At 69.8% G+C, this 15,715-nt stretch carries 18 protein-coding genes and 2 tRNA genes; 8 read left to right on the top strand and 12 right to left on the bottom strand.

Annotated features, from left to right (window positions below):
• The first annotated feature begins 63 nt into the window (after window positions 1-63).
• Complete coding sequence (locus tag BJP60_RS15000) at window positions 64-576, top strand: DNA helicase (protein WP_203136705.1); 513 nt, start codon at window positions 64-66, stop codon at window positions 574-576.
• Window positions 576-1,061 carry an aminoacyl-tRNA deacylase gene (locus BJP60_RS14995; RefSeq protein WP_203136704.1) on the top strand — a complete coding sequence of 162 codons (486 nt, stop codon included), beginning with the start codon at window positions 576-578 and terminating at the stop codon, window positions 1,059-1,061. Before BJP60_RS15000 ends, BJP60_RS14995 begins: the two co-directional genes overlap by 1 nt.
• Here BJP60_RS14995 and aroQ read toward each other — a convergent pair.
• A complete protein-coding gene (gene aroQ, locus BJP60_RS14990) occupies window positions 1,051-1,491 on the bottom strand; it encodes a type II 3-dehydroquinate dehydratase (protein WP_203136703.1) in 441 nt (146 codons plus the stop codon). The genes BJP60_RS14995 and aroQ overlap by 11 nt on opposite strands.
• Window positions 1,492-1,504: 13 nt before the next feature.
• Complete coding sequence (locus tag BJP60_RS14985) at window positions 1,505-1,933, bottom strand: NUDIX hydrolase (RefSeq protein WP_203136702.1); 429 nt, start codon at window positions 1,931-1,933, stop codon at window positions 1,505-1,507.
• A gap of 68 nt (window positions 1,934-2,001) precedes the next feature.
• Between BJP60_RS14985 and BJP60_RS14980 the strand changes: the two genes are divergently transcribed.
• The 3 genes from BJP60_RS14980 to BJP60_RS14975 all read left to right on the top strand — a co-directional run bounded on the left by BJP60_RS14980 (window position 2,002) and on the right by BJP60_RS14975 (window position 4,301).
• Window positions 2,002-2,559 (top strand): TetR/AcrR family transcriptional regulator, encoded by a 558-nt coding sequence (locus BJP60_RS14980; RefSeq protein WP_203136701.1) that lies wholly within the window; start codon window positions 2,002-2,004, stop codon window positions 2,557-2,559.
• Window positions 2,560-2,602: 43 nt separating this feature from the next.
• Complete coding sequence (locus tag BJP60_RS15430) at window positions 2,603-2,725, top strand: hypothetical protein (protein WP_257793731.1); 123 nt, start codon at window positions 2,603-2,605, stop codon at window positions 2,723-2,725.
• 148 nt (window positions 2,726-2,873) lie between these two features.
• A complete protein-coding gene (locus BJP60_RS14975; RefSeq protein WP_238439464.1) occupies window positions 2,874-4,301 on the top strand; it encodes an MFS transporter in 1,428 nt (475 codons plus the stop codon).
• A gap of 63 nt (window positions 4,302-4,364) precedes the next feature.
• On the opposite strand, the gene BJP60_RS14970 is transcribed toward BJP60_RS14975, so the two are convergent.
• Window positions 4,365-4,538: a CsbD family protein gene (locus BJP60_RS14970; RefSeq protein ID WP_203136700.1), complete on the bottom strand. Its 174-nt coding sequence runs from the start codon at window positions 4,536-4,538 to the stop codon at window positions 4,365-4,367.
• Between the two features lie 172 nt (window positions 4,539-4,710).
• On the opposite strand from BJP60_RS14970, the gene BJP60_RS14965 reads away from it, so the two are divergent.
• On the top strand, window positions 4,711-5,694 hold the full coding sequence (locus tag BJP60_RS14965) for an endonuclease/exonuclease/phosphatase family protein (RefSeq protein WP_238439463.1): 984 nt from the start codon (window positions 4,711-4,713) through the stop codon (window positions 5,692-5,694).
• Between the two features lie 5 nt (window positions 5,695-5,699).
• Here BJP60_RS14965 and BJP60_RS14960 read toward each other — a convergent pair whose 3' ends face one another.
• The 5 genes from BJP60_RS14960 to BJP60_RS14940 all read right to left on the bottom strand — a co-directional run bounded on the left by BJP60_RS14960 (window position 5,700) and on the right by BJP60_RS14940 (window position 10,949).
• A complete protein-coding gene (locus BJP60_RS14960) occupies window positions 5,700-6,266 on the bottom strand; it encodes an HdeD family acid-resistance protein (RefSeq protein ID WP_203139447.1) in 567 nt (188 codons plus the stop codon).
• Window positions 6,267-6,407: 141 nt separating this feature from the next.
• Entirely contained in the window at window positions 6,408-7,214 is an 807-nt protein-coding gene (locus BJP60_RS14955) for a hypothetical protein (RefSeq protein ID WP_203136695.1), read from the bottom strand.
• Between the two features lie 110 nt (window positions 7,215-7,324).
• Entirely contained in the window at window positions 7,325-8,287 is a 963-nt protein-coding gene (locus BJP60_RS14950) for a hydroxymethylglutaryl-CoA lyase (RefSeq protein WP_336244353.1), read from the bottom strand.
• Window positions 8,284-9,510: a CaiB/BaiF CoA transferase family protein gene (locus tag BJP60_RS14945; RefSeq protein ID WP_203136692.1), complete on the bottom strand. Its 1,227-nt coding sequence runs from the start codon at window positions 9,508-9,510 to the stop codon at window positions 8,284-8,286. The genes BJP60_RS14950 and BJP60_RS14945 overlap by 4 nt, the downstream gene beginning before the upstream one ends.
• Window positions 9,507-10,949 (bottom strand): GntP family permease, encoded by a 1,443-nt coding sequence (locus BJP60_RS14940; protein WP_203136691.1) that lies wholly within the window; start codon window positions 10,947-10,949, stop codon window positions 9,507-9,509. The genes BJP60_RS14945 and BJP60_RS14940 overlap by 4 nt, the downstream gene beginning before the upstream one ends.
• A 119-nt stretch (window positions 10,950-11,068) precedes the next feature.
• On the opposite strand from BJP60_RS14940, the gene BJP60_RS14935 reads away from it, so the two are divergent.
• The gene (locus BJP60_RS14935; RefSeq protein ID WP_203136689.1) at window positions 11,069-11,842 is read left to right on the top strand and encodes an IclR family transcriptional regulator; all 774 of its coding nucleotides are present in this window, start codon (window positions 11,069-11,071) and stop codon (window positions 11,840-11,842) included.
• Between the two features lie 76 nt (window positions 11,843-11,918).
• On the opposite strand, the gene BJP60_RS14930 is transcribed toward BJP60_RS14935, so the two are convergent.
• Window positions 11,919-11,991 (bottom strand) — tRNA-Ala (locus BJP60_RS14930).
• Between the two features lie 117 nt (window positions 11,992-12,108).
• On the opposite strand from BJP60_RS14930, the gene BJP60_RS14925 reads away from it, so the two are divergent.
• Window positions 12,109-12,492: an META domain-containing protein gene (locus BJP60_RS14925; protein WP_203136687.1), complete on the top strand. Its 384-nt coding sequence runs from the start codon at window positions 12,109-12,111 to the stop codon at window positions 12,490-12,492.
• Window positions 12,493-12,558: 66 nt separating this feature from the next.
• On the opposite strand, the gene BJP60_RS14920 is transcribed toward BJP60_RS14925, so the two are convergent.
• The 3 genes from BJP60_RS14920 to gyrA form a co-directional block, all read right to left on the bottom strand.
• A tRNA-Ile gene (locus BJP60_RS14920) sits at window positions 12,559-12,635 on the bottom strand.
• Between the two features lie 85 nt (window positions 12,636-12,720).
• Window positions 12,721-13,125, bottom strand: a complete 405-nt coding sequence (locus BJP60_RS14915; RefSeq protein WP_203136686.1) for a DUF3566 domain-containing protein — start codon at window positions 13,123-13,125, stop codon at window positions 12,721-12,723.
• Entirely contained in the window at window positions 13,122-15,692 is a 2,571-nt protein-coding gene (gyrA, locus tag BJP60_RS14910) for a DNA gyrase subunit A (RefSeq protein ID WP_203136684.1), read from the bottom strand. The genes BJP60_RS14915 and gyrA overlap by 4 nt, the downstream gene beginning before the upstream one ends.
• Window positions 15,693-15,715: the final 23 nt, after the last annotated feature.

Below are 15,715 nucleotides of genomic sequence, written 5' to 3'. Positions count from 1 at the left end.
CCCAGCGGGTGATCTGGCAGGATGAGGGGAACACCACACCCCGGCGACAGGGAGGGCACCAACATGAGCCTCAGCAGGAAGCGCAAGAAGGAACTCCACAAGCTGCAGAAGTCGGCCACCAAGCTGTGGGAGGCGCAGCAGGTCGTCATGGCCGGCGCTTCGGACGTCGCTCGTGAGGCAGGTCGCCAGCTCGGCCACCTCAACCGGGAGCAGGTGGCTCCGGTGATCGACCAGAAGTACCACCAGTACCTCGAGCCCGTCGTCGACCGGGTGTCGCCCTACGTGGACTCCAGCCGCAAGGCCTCGAAGCACTTCCTCGACCACACGGTCGTGCCGGTCGTCGGCGGCGCCGTGGGCAAGGCCCTGTCGGCCATCGACGCCGCGAACGAGGCGGGCGCGAAGTTCGTCAAGCGCAATGCGCCCGAGCCCAAAAAGAAGAGCAGCGCGGGCCCGATCATCGCCCTGGTCCTGGGCATCGCGGCCGCCGGCGCCGTTCTCTACGCCGCGTGGCAGACGCTGCGTGCGGACGACGAGCTCTGGGTCGCGGACGACCCGCTCGCCTCGCCCGACGCCTGATGACCCCGACTTCCCGCGTCAGGGAAGCTGCGGCGGCTCGCGGCCTCGACATCGAGGTCCTCGAGTCGCCGCGCGCGTCTTCCCTCGAGGAGGCGGCCGAGCTGCGCGGCATCACGCCCGCGGACATCGTCAAGACGCTGGTGGTCAAGGGACGCGGCGACGACAACTACCTGTTCGCGCTGATCCCCGGCGACAGGTCGATTTCGTGGCCCAAGCTGCGCGCGCTGCTCGGCGTGAACAAGCTGCGCCTGCCCGAGCCCGAGCTCGCGCTGCAGGCGACCGGATACGAGCGCGGCACGATCACGCCGCTCGGCAGCACGAACGACTGGCCCGTGTACGCGGATGAGCGGATCGTCGGGCGCCGCGTCTCGATGGGCGCCGGAGCGCACGGATGGACGCTGTTCGTCGACGCCGACGCGCTCGTCGCCGCCTACGGCGCGACGGTCGCGGACATCTCGGAGCCGGTGGAGTCGATCAGGCGCTGAGCAGCGTCACGAGTCGCCGGATCGCGAACTCGTATCCCTGCACGCCCGCCCCGACGATCACGCAGCTGGCGACGTCCGACAGGTAGGAGTGGTGCCGGAACGGCTCGCGCGCGTGCACGTTCGAGATGTGCACCTCGGCGAAGGGCAGGGCCACGCCCGTGAGCGCGTCGCGCAGCGCCACGGAGGTGTGCGTGAACGCGCCGGGATTGATGACGATGCCGTCGCAGTCGGCCCGCGCCTCGTGGATCACGTCGATCAGCGCGCCCTCGTGGTTGCTCTGGAAAGCGCGCAGGTCGAAGCCCAGCTCCTTCGCCACGGCGGAGGCTCTGTCGAAGACGTCCTCGAGAGTGTCCGAGCCGTAGATGCCCGGCTCGCGCGTGCCGAGCAGGTTCAGGTTCGGGCCGTTGACGAGCAGGATCCGGTTGTTCACGTGATGCGTCCCTTCAGTGTCCGAGGCCGGCCATGCCGAGCGCGATGTCCACGAGACCGGTGCGCTCGGTCGCGCGCACGCGGTTCAGCGGGATCCACTCCGCCATGTCGCTCGAGCCGTCGACCTCGTGCGTGAGCGTGCCGCCCGTGATGGTCGCGCGGTACACGATGCGCAGGGCATGGAGCGGCCCCGTGGCGCCCTGCGCGAGGCGGCGCTTTGCGGGAACGACGTGCGAGTCGACGCCCAGCAGCCCGTCGAGGCGCACCTCGTAGCCGCTCTCCTCCCACACCTCCCGGCGTGCGGCGACCGCCGGGTCCTCTCCCGGCTCCAGGCCTCCACCGGGAAGTGACCATGCGGGAGTCCGGCCCTCGATCCAGCGCGTCAGCAGCAGCCGATCCTCGTCGTCGACGATCACGCAGTAGGCAGCGACGCGCATGTCCATGGGGTCAGCCTAGCCATCCACCAGACGGTGCTTGCGTCTTGCGAATGAGTGAGTGTACAGTCACTCTCATGACACCTCGTGGATCGATCCTCTCCACCGCCGAGCAGCGGCGGCCGGTCGTGACCGATGCCGCGCTGCGGCGCTTCTCGCAGCGCGGCTTCCACGGAACGACCGTCGCCGATGTCGCGGGCGAGGCGAAGATCTCCCCCGCGTACGCGTTCAAGCTGTTCCCCCGCAAGGAGTCGCTGTTCGTCGCGGCGCTGGATCTGTGCTTCGACCGGATCCTCGACGCCCTCGGCGATGGCGCCGATCGTTCGGCCGATCGCACGCCGGACGGGATCCTCGACGCGATGGGCGCGGCGTACGCCGAGCTCATCCAGGATCGCGCGCTGCTCATGCTGCAGGTGCATGCTCAGTCGGTGGCGGATGTGCCTGAGATCGGATCCGCATTGCGGACGGGCCTGGCACGCATCACGATGTTCGCCAAGCAGCGCTCCGGGGCGGACGACGCCGCGGTTCAGCGCTTCGTCGCCTACGGGCAGCTGTGTCACCTCATCGTCACCTCCAGCATCGAGGAGCTGCCGGAGGCGTGGGCGGAGATCCTCACGCGAGGCATCCGCCACTGACCCCCTCCCCACCCGGGGTGGGTTTTTCTGTCCATCAAAGTGAGTGGTTAATCACTCAGCCATCGAATCCGAGGAGAACCACATGAAGAACGAGATCACCATCCGCTGGGTCGCCCTGGCGCCCCTCGCCGTCCTGGCCGTCGCGATGTTCAGCGCCTGGCGCTGACCGAGGAACCCGAAGGAGAAATCATGAACGACAGCACGGAGAACCGCTCGTCCCGCTGGAGTGCCGAGAAGACCGCCTGGTGGGTCGTCTTCGGCACGCTGACCCTCAGCATCGTCCTGATGCTGGGCCTGTGGAACTGAGGCCGACGATGACGACCACGCTCTCTCCCGCCCCACCCACGACACGCAGCTCCCGTCGATGGATCGCGCTCGGCGTCCTGGCCCTCGCGCAGTTCCTCGTCGTGCTCGACGCGTCGATCGTGAACATCGCCCTGCCCGTACTCGGGCAGCAGCTTGGGATGTCCACCGCCGCCCTCGCCTGGGTCGTCACGGCGTATGTCCTCGCCTTCGGCAGCCTTCTGCTGCTCGGCGGCCGGCTGGCCGATCGCTACGGGCACCGCCGGGTGTTCCTCATCGGCACCGCGGGCTTCGCCGCCGCATCCGCACTGGCGGGCCTGTCGGTCGGCCCCGAGATGCTGCTCGCCGCGCGTGCGCTCCAGGGAGCATCCGCGGCGCTTCTCGCCCCGGCCGCTCTCGCCCTCCTGACCCATCTCTTCCCCGCACCCCGAGACCGCGCCAAGGCGCTCGGCGTGTGGGGAGGCGTCGCGGGCATCGGCTCGGCAGCCGGAGTGCTGCTGGGCGGAGTGCTCACCGCCGGCCTCGGCTGGCAGTCGGTGTTCTTCGTCAACGTGCCGGTGGCCGTCCTCGTGCTGGTCGCTGTTCCGCTGCTGATCACACGCGACGTCGCCGCCGCCCGAGTGCGGCTCGACCTTCCGGGCGCAGCGAGCATCACGGCGGCTCTCCTGGCTGCCGTCGCCGCGGCGAGCGCGATCGAGCTGCTCGGCCTGCTGCATCCGCTCGTCTGGGGGCTCGCCGCCGTGGCCGTGGCACTGGGCGTCGTGTTCGTCGCGGTGGAGCGTCGCGCCGCCGACCCCCTCGTGCCGCTCGGCGTCTTCCGCAACCGCAGCCTGACCGACGGCAACATCGTCATGGTCCTGATCGGCGCGGCGATGGTGGCGCTGTTCTTCGCACTGTCGGTCTACATGCAGGCGGTGCTGCACTACGACGCGCTGACGACGGGACTGACGCAGCTGCCGCTCGCCGGAGCGCTCGTGATCGTCGCCGGCCTGGTGCCGGCCGCGATCGCGAGGATCGGCACGCGCAGGGCGCTCGCCTCCTCGCTGGTCCTGCTCGCGGGCGGCCTGGTCTGGCTCGCGGCCGCGCCGCCCTCCGCGGACTTCGTGGTGCACCTGCTCGGCCCGACGCTGCTGATCGGCGTCGGCATGGGCGGCGCGTTCGTCACCGCCACCCAGCTCTCGGTGCACGGCGTGGAGGGCGGCGAAGCGGGACTCGCCGGTGGTCTCGTGAACACGAGCCAGCAGGTCGGCGGCGCGCTGGGCCTCGCCGTGCTCGCGGCGGTCGCGACGACGCGGACCGAGGCGCTGACCGCATCCGGCGTGGCGGAGGCCGACGCACTGACGGGCGGCTTCTCGTGGCTGTTCCTCGGCGCCGCCGCACTGTCCGTGGTCGGCGCGCTCGTGGCGCTGCGCGGGCCGCGCACCGGAGACGACCTCTGAGCCGACGCGCGAGGAGGGCCGCCCCCGATGGGGCGGCCCTCCGTTCGTGCGAGCGGGATCAGATCATCCCTTGAAAGCGTCCTTGATGTCCTCGCCGGCCTTCTTCAGCTTGGCGGAGGTCTGGTCTCCGTGACCCTCGGCCTCGAGGCGCTCGTTGTCGGTCGCCTTGCCGGTGGCCTCCTTCGCCTTTCCGGAGAGGTCCTGGGCGCCGTGCTCGATCTTGTCGTCGAGTCCCATATGCGGCTCCTTCCGTGACAGTTGCGCCGGGGTTGTCCCCGGGTGCTTTCACGCTAGAGATGCGAGTGAGATCACGCACGGGGGTCGCGCACGAGGCGATCTTGCGCTACGACGTCCGCGCATCCGCCGCCGGGAGAGAATCGTCGAAAGGATCGCCGACGTGAGGGGTCGCATGACGAGCAGGAACCGGACTCCGCTGATCTTCCTCGCGACCCTCCTCGTCGGTGCGCCGATAGCGCTGCTGTTCTCGTGGCCCCAGGCCCTCGGGGCGCAGACCGCGCCACTGATCGCCCATGCGCTGTCGTTCCGCGCGCTGCTCGCGATCGGGTTCGGGGTGTCCGCCGCGATCGCCGCGGCCGTGGCGCTCGTCCGCCGCCGCTGGGGGCTCGCGGCCGGCCTCGCTCTCGTGCTCGGGGCGGCGTCCCTCGCGAACGGCGCGGTCCTGCTCGCCCGCGGGTCCTCGACGTCCCTGCCAGAGTCGGAGCTCACGGTCGTCACCTGGAACACGTACGGCACCGCGACAGCCGAGACGATCGCGCGTCTCGTGCGCGAAACCGGGGCGGACGTCATCAGCCTCCCCGAGACCCACGCGGAGACGGCGGCGGAGGTCGCACGGATCGTCTCGCTCGAGGGCAGGGCCATGAACGCCGACACGGCCCACGGAGCCACGGGCTACTCCGAGATGCCGACGTCGCTGCTCGTCGCAGACGAGCTGGGCGAGTATCGGATGGACGCCGCGTCAGGCTCGACCCCCGCGCTTCCCAGCGCCGTCTGGGTCCCCGTCGACGGCAGCGGCCCGACGCTCGTGGCGGCCCATCCGATCCCGCCGCTGCCCGGGTCGATCGGAGACTGGCGCGCCGGCATGGAGTGGATCGAGGAGCGCTGCGCCGATCCCGAAGTCATCCTGGCGGGCGACCTGAATGCGACGGTCGACCACCTGTCCGCGCATCTGGGCGCCTGCCGCGATGCCGCGACCGAGGCCGGCGGCGGGGCCGTCGGAAGCTGGCCGTCGTTCGCGCCGTCCTGGATGGGATCCCCGATCGATCACGTCCTCGCCGGGCCGGCGTGGGACGTGCGCGGCGCGGCGGTCCTGACGACGTTCGACGACGCCGGCAGCGATCACCGGCCCGTCGTCGCGGTGCTCTCGCGGCGATGACGGCGTCAGCGCCGCAGTCGAATGCCGCGGATGATCTGGACGATCCCGAAGCCGACGAGCGAGAGACCGATGAGCAGCCACAGGGCCGCCGCGGTCAGCAGCGGAGAGAGGATGACGAGCGTGCCCGCGACGATGCTGAGGATGGCGTACGCGATCGTCCATCCCCGGGAGGACCGCGGCAGCTCCCGCGTGATGCTGCTCCGTCGCGGCAGCGCGAAGAGGCTGACGAACCCGTCGAAGATCCAGGTCACGCCGAGCATGATGGCGACGAACACCCCGAGCAGGACCGTCGTCGACTCGAGGTTCACGAACGCCGCGATCGAGGCGGCGATGAACAGCAGGCCGAGAACGGCGGTGCCGATCCGCAGCCACGTGCCGAGGCCCTTCGACATGATCGCCAGCACGATGTCGACGATGCCCGCGATCAGCGTGTAGATCGCGATGAAGAGGGTGATCGTCGCCGCCGACTTCAGCGGCCAGAGCAGGATCGCGATGCCCATGATGATCGCCACGCCACCCGTCACGATCGTGAGGGTGCGCAGCGATCGGACGATGTCGAGCGGCTCGCTCATCTGACTCACGGGTCCTCCTGCCCTTCTCGGCCGATGTCCTCCCCCATCCTGCCGATCCGGTGCCACGCCGCATAGGGGCTCGGCGAACCTGCTCCCGTCGAGGCGAGGTTCGCGGCGCCGCGCCACTCGAGAACTGAGGGGTCAGCCGTCGGCCAGGAACACGCCGATCCGGTCGCCGTCCTTGACGAACTGCAGCGCCCTGTCCGGGTACTCGTCGCGCAGGTCCTCGGGTGCACCGCTGTCGACGAACAGGCTCAGGGTGGCCGGGAAGGGACCGACGCGGCAGCCGGAGTACATGTTGCCGCTGATCGAGTAGGACGACAGGTCGGCGTCCGGCTCCGGCAGCTCTTCCGCGGCGACCGCGGTGATGCAGTCGCTGCCGTTCGACGACATCCCGAAGTTCGATCCGCTCTCGTAGATGAGAAGCCCGTGGAACTCGTACGCGACCGAACTCGGGCCGGCTCCCATCCACCCGGCGGGGATGTCGATCGTCCGCGAAGGCTCGAGCGTCGCGATCTGCGGCGCACCGCTCGAGGTCGACACGGGAGTCACCTGCGCCAGTCCATAGGTCAGCCCGCCCGACACCGCGGCCGCCGCGATGACCGACAGCGCCCACATCCCACGGAGGTGCTGAGAGAGCTCGCGAGGTCGCCGGGCCGGCGGCGTCTCGGGCAGCGCGGCCTCCGCGGGAGAGGGATTCGCGGGCGCAGGAGGCGCGACGGCGGGAACCGCCGGCGCCTCCAGGACAGCGGCGGCCATCGGCGCGGGCGCGGCGTACGGCTCGGGCGCCGCCGGCGCCGCATCGACCTGCGGCGCGGGCCGTGCAGCGGCCAGCGCCTCCAGCTCGCGAAGACGTCGGAGGGCGGCCGGATCCTGAGCGATGTCGGCCTCGGGTCCGAAGGCTCGTGCTCGCAGGATGCGCAGTTCGTCGCGCAGATCGGTGTCCATCAGGTGCATGCTCTCACGGTGCCGCGGCACTCGCGCCGATCGCGGCCGTCATGCCTGAACGAGCGTCGGCACGCCGTCCAGCACGCCGGCTGTCAGGTCGAGCCTCTCAATCAGATCACGGCAGTCCCCGATGGCGGCCGGCAGCCCCGCCCGGCGGGGTCACGCCGCGACGACCCAGGGGAAGGCCTTGGCGTTGCTGCGTGCGCCGCTCCGAGAGCGGGCACGGTCGGGCTCGCCGAGCGTGTCCGTGATCTCCTCACCCAGTCGCACCAGGGTCGCGAACACGTCGACGTCGAGCCAGTCCGGACGGAAGGCGAAGGCGAGGTCCTCGGTTGCGGTGTTGCCGGATGCACCGGGGGCGAACGGGCAGCCGCCCAGACCCCGAGGGCGCCGTCGACCACGTCGGCACCTGCATCGACGGCGGCCGCGGCGTTCGCCACTCCGAGGCCCCACGTGTCGTGCCCGTGAAAGACGATTCCGAGCTCGGGCCGCTCCTGCTTCGCGAGGCCGACGCGTCGCGCGACCTCTCCGGGATGGGCCTGGCCGAGCGTGTCGCACACCACGACGTCGACAGCCCCCTGTGTGCGGGGATCGACGAGGATGCTGCGGAACCGTTCTATCGGGATCTCGCCCTCGAAGGGACACGTCAGCGACGTCGCGATGCACAGCTGCACGCTGCCGCCGACCGCCTCCGCCGCCGCGATCGCGTCCGGCATGGCCGCGAGCGAGGTCTCGGTGGTGCGTCCGATGTTGGCCTTGTTGTGGCTGTCGGACGCGGAGAAGCAGTACTGGAAGCGGCGTGCTCCCGCCGCGGCGGCCTTCTCGATGTGGCGTGGCGTTGCCACCCACACCCAGACGCGCTCCCGCTGATCCTGCGGCAGACCGGCGAGGACGTCGAGCGTGTCCGCCAGCGTCGGCACGAGATCGGGTCGCGCCATGGAGCCCACCTCGATGTGCTCGACGCCGAGCCCGTACAGCTGGTCGACGAGCTGGATCTTTCGTGCCGTGGGCAGGTTCTTGCCCGCGAGCTGCAGCCCGTCGCGCAACGTCACGTCGCGGAACTTCACGGTCATCGCATTGCCTCCTCGTAGGCGTCGATGCGCTCGGCCGTCCAGCCGAGCTCGGTCAGGATCTCTCGGGTGTGCTCGCCCAGGTCGGGGCCGACCGAGCGGATGGGAAGGGAGCGTCCGCCGAACACGGGCACGATCCCGGGGAACCCGACGTCCTTCTTCACGCCTGCGCCGGTGTCGACGTCGAACCGCTGGATCATGTCTCGCGCGGCGTACTGTTCGTCGGCGACCACGTCCTCCGCCGTGTAGATCGGGCCCGATGGCACCCCGGCACCGTCGAGACGCTCGAGGGCCTCCGCCGACGTGAGGGTCGCCGTCCATGCGCCGATCGCCGCGTCGAGCAGCTCCCGGCTCTCCCAGCGCCCCTCGTTCGACTGCAAACCGGGGTCCTCGCCCAGGTCGGGGCGGCCGATGATCTCCATGAAGCGACGGTAGATGCCGTCACCGTTCCCGGCCACCACGATGCTCTTGCCGTCCGCGCACATGTACGCGTTGCTCGGCGCGATCCCCTGCATGCGCCCACCCGTGCGCTCGCGGCGCACGCCGTACGCGCCCCAGTCGGGAACCAGCGACTCCGTGACCGAGAGCATCGCCTCGTTGAGGGCGACGTCGACGACGCGATCGGCGAGGCTCGCCGCCTCCGCTCCCCGCCGCTCGCGGTCCAGGAGCGACATCACGACCCCGAACGCGGCGTAGATGCCCGCGATGGTGTCGCCGATCGAGAAGCCGGTGCGGCTCGGCGGCCTGCCCGGCTCGCCAACCAGCTCTCGGAATCCGCCGTAGGCCTCGGCGACCGCGGCGAACCCCGGCCGCGCGGAGAGTGGACCGCTCTGCCCGAAGGCCGAGATCCGCGCGACGACGAGCCGGGGGTTGATCTCCTCCAGAGCCTCGGGCGTGAGGCCCCACTTCTCCAGCGTGCCCGGCCGGAAGTTCTCGAGCAGGACATCCGCGTCGCGCAGCAGATCGAGGACGATGGCGCGCCCCTCTTCCTCGCGGAGGTCTGCGACCAGCGACCGCTTGCCGCGGTTGATCGTGCGGTACAGCATCGAGGTGTCTCCCTCGTAGAGCCGCCATCGGCGCAATTCGTCCCCGGTGCGCGGGCGCTCGATCTTAATGACGTCCGCACCGAAGTCCGCCAGCAGCCGGCCGGCGGTGGGCGCGGCGATGTAGTTGCCGAGCTCGACCACGCGGACGCCGGTCAGGGGGGTGTGCAGCTGCTCGCTCATCGGATGAAGACCGCCAGGATCAGGGTCATGCCGAGGGCGATGACCGACGCGAGCGAGACGCCGACGGTGACGGTCTTGAGGGCGCCCCGCACCGACTGGTCCAGGAAGGTCTGCAGCAGCCAGAAGGTGTTCGACGTGACGTGGATGCAGAACAGCGCACCGGCTCCCGCTGCCAGCGCGATCAGCACCGGAGGCAGTCCGAGACTCGCCGCGACGGGGGCGATGATGCCGGCCGCGGTGATCGCCGAGAGGGTCACGGAGCCGACCGCGACGTGGAGCACCGCCGCCATGGCCCAGACGACCAGGAGCGGAGCGAAGGTCGTCGCCTGGAAGTACCCCTGGAGGACGTCGCCGAGGTCGCCCTCGGCGATGACCGCGGCCAGCGAGCCGCCGATGCCGGTGAGGACGAAGATCTGGCCGCCATCCTGGAAACCCTTCACCAGCGACTTCTCGATCCGCTTGGTTCCCACGGTGGCGCGTCCGATGACACCCGTCGCGATGACGGCCAGCAGCAGGGCGATCACGGGCGACCCGAGGAACTGCATGACGGGGACCTCGGTCTCGGTGACCGTGAGCACCGCCTGGGCGGCGATGAGGAGCAGCGCGGAGAGCATGGGCGCGAAGAGCAGCAGAAGGGGCCGCTGGCGCTCGGCGACGGCGAGCGCCGGACCGCTGCCGCGCGGCACGCCGCCGAGGCTGGTGCGCACGGTGCCGGTCCGCGTCCGATCGACCTGGGGCCCGGCGGTCTCGACCGCGGGCGGCGCGGTGATCGATTCCTCCTCGTCGCGCACGACGGTCTGCTCGTCCGTCTCTGGCTTCCAGAAGCCCATCCGGAGCACGATGCTCATGAGGAGGATCGACAGGATGATCGTGGGCACGACGACGGCGAGGCCGCAGAGCAGCATGACGCCCAGCGGCACCCCGAGGAGGCCGGCGAGCGCGACCGCCGCGAATCCGGGGACCATCAGGACGATGCCGATCTCGAGCGAGACGGCGAAGGTGACGCCGATGATGCCGGTGCCCGTCTTCCCGAGGCGCGGGGCGATGCGGCGAGCGAGCGGCGCGGCGATGACGATCATCACGTCGATGAAGATGGTCTGCAGGTAGGTGCCCAGCGAGAGCCCCAACGCGTACGGGATGCCTCGCCTGCCGAACGTGCGCATGAGCGACTCGACGAGCCGCGTGATCGCGCCCATCTCGTTGAGCATCGCGCCGATCAGCACTCCCCACGCGATGAGGAGACCCGCCTCCATCATCACGTCGCCGAAGCCCTGGGTCATGACGGTGACGGTGTCGACGGGGCCGAGACCCGTCAGCAGGCCGATCGCGGCAGCGCCGAGACCGAGCGCGATCACCGGGTTGATCCGGAACTTCACGATGACGATGACGACGACGACGATCACCGCGCCGACGACCGCGAGCGTGTACCACTCGGGCATATCGTCTCCTCTCCTCTGCGCGCATCGTTGCGCGTCGCGCCTCGATGCGCTTCCCACATCGTAGGCACTTTCCTGCACTTCGGGAAGCAGGAGTCGGCGACGAAACCTAGGATCGACGCATGAATGAACAGCCGCTGCTCGTCCTCGGCAAGATCGCGGCGATCCTGGATGCGTTCACGCTCAGCGAGCCGACCCGCACCGCGCCGGCCATCCGCGCGGCCACCGGACTGCCCACCTCGACCACGCATCGCCTTCTCGCCAACCTCGTCGAGTACGGCTTCCTCGAGCGCATCGACGACGCGTACCGCATCGGGGCGCGCCTGGCGTATTGGGCCGGTCCGGCGGCACGCAGCCGCGACTTCGCCGAACTCCTCAGTCCGCAGCTCAAGGCGCTGCGGGACGAGCTGGGTGAGACGGCGTGCTTCTTCCGAGCCGAGCAGGGCAAGCGCGTGTGCATCGCGGTCGCCGAGACGCCGCACGGCCTGAAGCAGGAGATGTACGTCGGCAAGATCCAGCCCCTGCATGTGGGCAGTTCGGGACGGGTCATCCTCGCCTGGAGCGAAGCGCTCCTGGACGAGATCACCTCCTCCCCCTTGCCCGCCCTGACCGGCGCGACCATCACCGACCCCGACCAGCTGCGACGCGCGGTGGCGGAGACGCGTGCCGCCGGCTATGCCATCACGGTCGGCGAACGTCTGGAGGCCGCGTCCGGGCTCGCGGCACCCGTGTTCGACTCGCATGGCGCGCTCGTCGGAGCGATGACGGTGATGGGACCGACGCTCCGGATGCCCCGCGAGGTGTGCGAATCGATGGTCGATGCGGTGATCAACGCCGCGGACAATCTCACCGCCACCATGGGCGGCCGCAAGCCCGCCGCGGAGGCGGTCCGCTAGAACGAGCTCTCCTCGTCCATCCGGAAACGACGAGAGTCCCGCTGCACCGGAGGGTGTGACGGGACTCTTGCTGCTGTGGAGCCTAGGAGATTCGAACTCCTGACATCCTGCTTGCAAAGCAGGCGCTCTACCAACTGAGCTAAGGCCCCGAAGGGCGGATCTCGCCGGGAGACCCTCGGGAGAGTTTACATGGGCGGGGCGGGCGCCCTCTCGCCGTGCTGTCAGGATCCGTTGCCCCTGGCGGATGTCGGTGCCATGATCCCAGCATGCGCACCCGCCTCGTCGCCCTCCCCTCCCTGGCCGCCTCCGCGCTCGTCCTGCTCGCGGCGTGCGCCGGGCCGGACGGCTCGGCGTTCGCCGGCGAGTGGGGCGGTCCGGCTCCGAGCGCGCACGTCGCGATCTCCGAGGACGGCAGCTTCTCGGGATCCGACGGCTGCAACATCGTCTTCGGCACGGGCGAGTTCTCCGGCGACCGCTTCGAGTTCGGCGACGATGTCGCCCGCACGCTCATGGCCTGTCCCGACAGCACCGTGACCATCGATCCCTGGCCCGAAGCGGCCCGCATCGAGGGCGAGGAGCTCATCCTGCTCGACGACGAGGACGCCGAGCTCGGTCGCCTGCCGCGCATGGGCGACGTCGAAGAGGACTGAAGCGGAAGATCCCGGTCGACTGGAGCCGGAGACCAGAAAAGCCTCCGCGTGTGCGAAGGCTTTCGATGGTGGGGGTACCAGGACTTGAACCTGGGACCTCTTCATTATCAGTGAAGCGCTCTAACCGCCTGAGCTATACCCCCAGAGGTGTCGGACTCGCGTCCTCAACCTCAGAGACTTTACCCGATCCGTTCGACGTTCGCGAATCGGTGCCGGTCCCCGCGAGTGTCAGTTCGAGGTGAAGCCGACGAGCAGCCCGCCCGTGACCTTCACCGCGAGGTTGTAGATGCCGGCGACGACCGCGCCGAGCACCGTGACGACCACGAGGTTCAGGATCGCGACGATCGTGGCGAACGCCATCACCTGCGGCAGACCGATGAACTGCGAGATCGACAGGCTGCCGTCCGTGAAGCTGGCGAGGAACTCGTCCATCTGCGCGATCAGGCCCGTCGTCTGCACGACCATGTAGACGAGGAAGAACGACACGATCGTCACGATCGCGAGCGCCACCGCGGCGAGGAACGACAGCTTCACGGCCGACCAGAAGTCGACGTAGACCAGCCGCAGGCGCACCTGCTTGGCGTTGGTCTTGTGAGTGGATTTCTTGGCGAGCTTGTCGGCTACCGTGCTCATGCGTTCTCTCCGGGGGTGTCGGGCGCGGTCTCGGGCGCCTCATCGACCGCGGCCTCGCCGTCGGTCTCGTCCAGGGCCACCGCCGCGCGCTCGGTGTTGCGCGCGATGGCGAGGATGCGGTCGTCCTTGTCCGGACGCGCAAACAGCACGCCCATGGTGTCGCGGCCCTTGGCGGGGACCTCGGCAACGGCCGAGCGTACCACCTTGCCCTTGGCGAGAACCACGAGGACCTCGTCGTCCTCCGAGACGATCAGGCCGCCGGCGAGGCCGCCCCGCTCGTCCGACAGCTTCGCGACCTTGATGCCGAGGCCGCCGCGGCCCTGCACCTTGTACTCGTCGACGCGGGTGCGCTTGGCGTAGCCGCCCTCCGTCACGACGAACACGAAGCCCTCGTCGCGCACGACCGAGGCCGACAGCAGGCTGTCGTCCTCGCGGAAGGACATGCCCTTGACGCCGCTCGTCGAGCGGCCGAGCGGCCGGAGCGCCTCATCGGTCGCCGAGAACCGCAGCGACTGCCCGCCGCGGCTGATCAGCAGGATGTCGTCGGACGAGTCGACGAGCAGCGCGCTGATCAGCTCGTCGTCCTCGCGCAGCTTGATCGCGATGATGCCGCCCTGGCGGTTCGAGTCGTACTCGGCGAGACGCGTCTTCTTCACGAGTCCCGCGCGCGTGACGAGCACCAGGTTCTCGGCCGCCTCGTAGTCCTTGAGCTCGATGATCTGCGCGATCTGCTCATCCGGCTGCAGGGCGAGCAGGTTCGCGACGTGCATGCCCTTCGCGTCGCGTCCGGCCTCGGGCAGCTCGTACGTCTTCGTGCGGTAGACGCGTCCCTTGGTCGTGAAGAACAGCAGCCAGTGGTGCGTGGTCGTGACGAAGAAGTGCTCGACCACGTCGTCCGCGCGCAGCTGCGCGCCGCGCACGCCCTTGCCGCCGCGGCGCTGCGACCGGTAGTTGTCGCTGCGGGTGCGCTTGACGTAGCCCTCGCGCGTGACCGTGACGACCATGTCCTCCTCGGCGATGAGGTCCTCCATGGAGACGTCGCCGTCGAAGCCGTGCAGGATGTGCGTGCGCCGCTCGTCGCCGAAGCGCGACACGATGTCGGTGAGCTCCTCGCGCACGATGGCGCGCTGGCGGGACTCGTCGGCGATGATCGCCTTGTAGTCCTCGATCTGCGCCTCGAGCTCGGCCGCCTCGTCGATGATCTTCTGACGCTCGAGCGCGGCCAGGCGGCGCAGCTGCATCGACAGGATGGCGTCGGCCTGGATCTCGTCGATCTTCAGCAGGTCCTTCAGACCCTCGCGCGCCTCGTCGACCGTGGGCGAGCGGCGGATCAGCGCGATGACCTCGTCGAGTGCGTCCAGCGCCGCGAGGTAGCCGCGCAGGATGTGCATGCGCTCCTCCGCCTTGCGGAGGCGGAACTTGGTGCGGCGCACGATGACGTCGAGCTGGTGGGCGATCCAGTACCCGATGAAGCCGTCGAGCGAGAGCGTGCGCGGCACGCCGTCGACGATGGCGAGCATGTTCGCCCCGAAGTTGGTCTGCAGCTCGGTGTGCTTGTACAGGTTGTTCAGCACGACCTTCGCGACCGCGTCGCGCTTGAGCACGACCACGAGACGCTGGCCGGTGCGGCCGGAGGTCTCGTCGCGGATGTCGGCGATGCCCGTGACCTTGCCCTCGCGCGCGAGCTCGCCGATCTTGACGGCGAGGTTGTCGGGGTTGACCTGGTAGGGCAGCTCGGTGATCACGAGGCACGTGCGGCCCTGGATCTCCTCGATCTCGACCACGGCGCGCATCGTGACGGACCCGCGACCCGTGCGGTAGGCCTCGTGGATGCCCTTGGTGCCGAGGATCTGCGCGCCGGTCGGGAAGTCCGGGCCGGGGATGCGCTGCATCAGGCCCTCGAGCAGCTCCTCGCGCGGCAGGCCGGGGTTCTCGAGCGCGAACAGCGCGCCGTCGGCCACCTCGCGCAGGTTGTGCGGCGGGATGTTCGTGGCCATGCCGACCGCGATGCCGACCGATCCGTTGACGAGGAGGTTGGGGAACCGCGCCGGCAGGACCGCCGGCTCCTGCGTCTCGCCGTCGTAGTTGTCGTGGAAGTCGACCGTGTCCTGCTCGATGTCGCGCACCATCTCGAGCGCGAGCGCGGCCATCTTGGTCTCGGTGTACCGCGGGGCCGCGGCGCCCTGGTTGCCCGGCGAGCCGAAGTTGCCCTGTCCCTGTGCGAGCGGGTAGCGCAGGGACCACGGCTGCACGAGGCGGACGAGGGCGTCGTAGATCGCCGAGTCGCCGTGCGGGTGGTACTGACCCATGACCTCGCCCACGACGCGGGCGCACTTCGAGAACTTCTTGTCGGGACGGTAGCCGCCGTCGTACATCGCGTACACGACGCGGCGGTGGACGGGCTTGAGACCGTCGCGCACGTCGGGCAGCGCGCGCCCGACGATCACGCTCATCGCGTAGTCGAGATAGCTGCGCTGCATCTCCGACTGCAGGTCGACCTGGTCGATCCGGCCGTGGTTGTGCGACGCCGTGATGTCGGGGCGCTGCTCGTCGTTGTCGTCAGTCATCTTGTTCTCTATCCCGTGGTTCG

It is taken from the genome of Microbacterium sp. JZ31 (assembly GCF_016805985.1).
Classification (GTDB): domain Bacteria; phylum Actinomycetota; class Actinomycetes; order Actinomycetales; family Microbacteriaceae; genus Microbacterium.
This window is presented reverse-complemented; position numbering and strand designations above follow the sequence as displayed.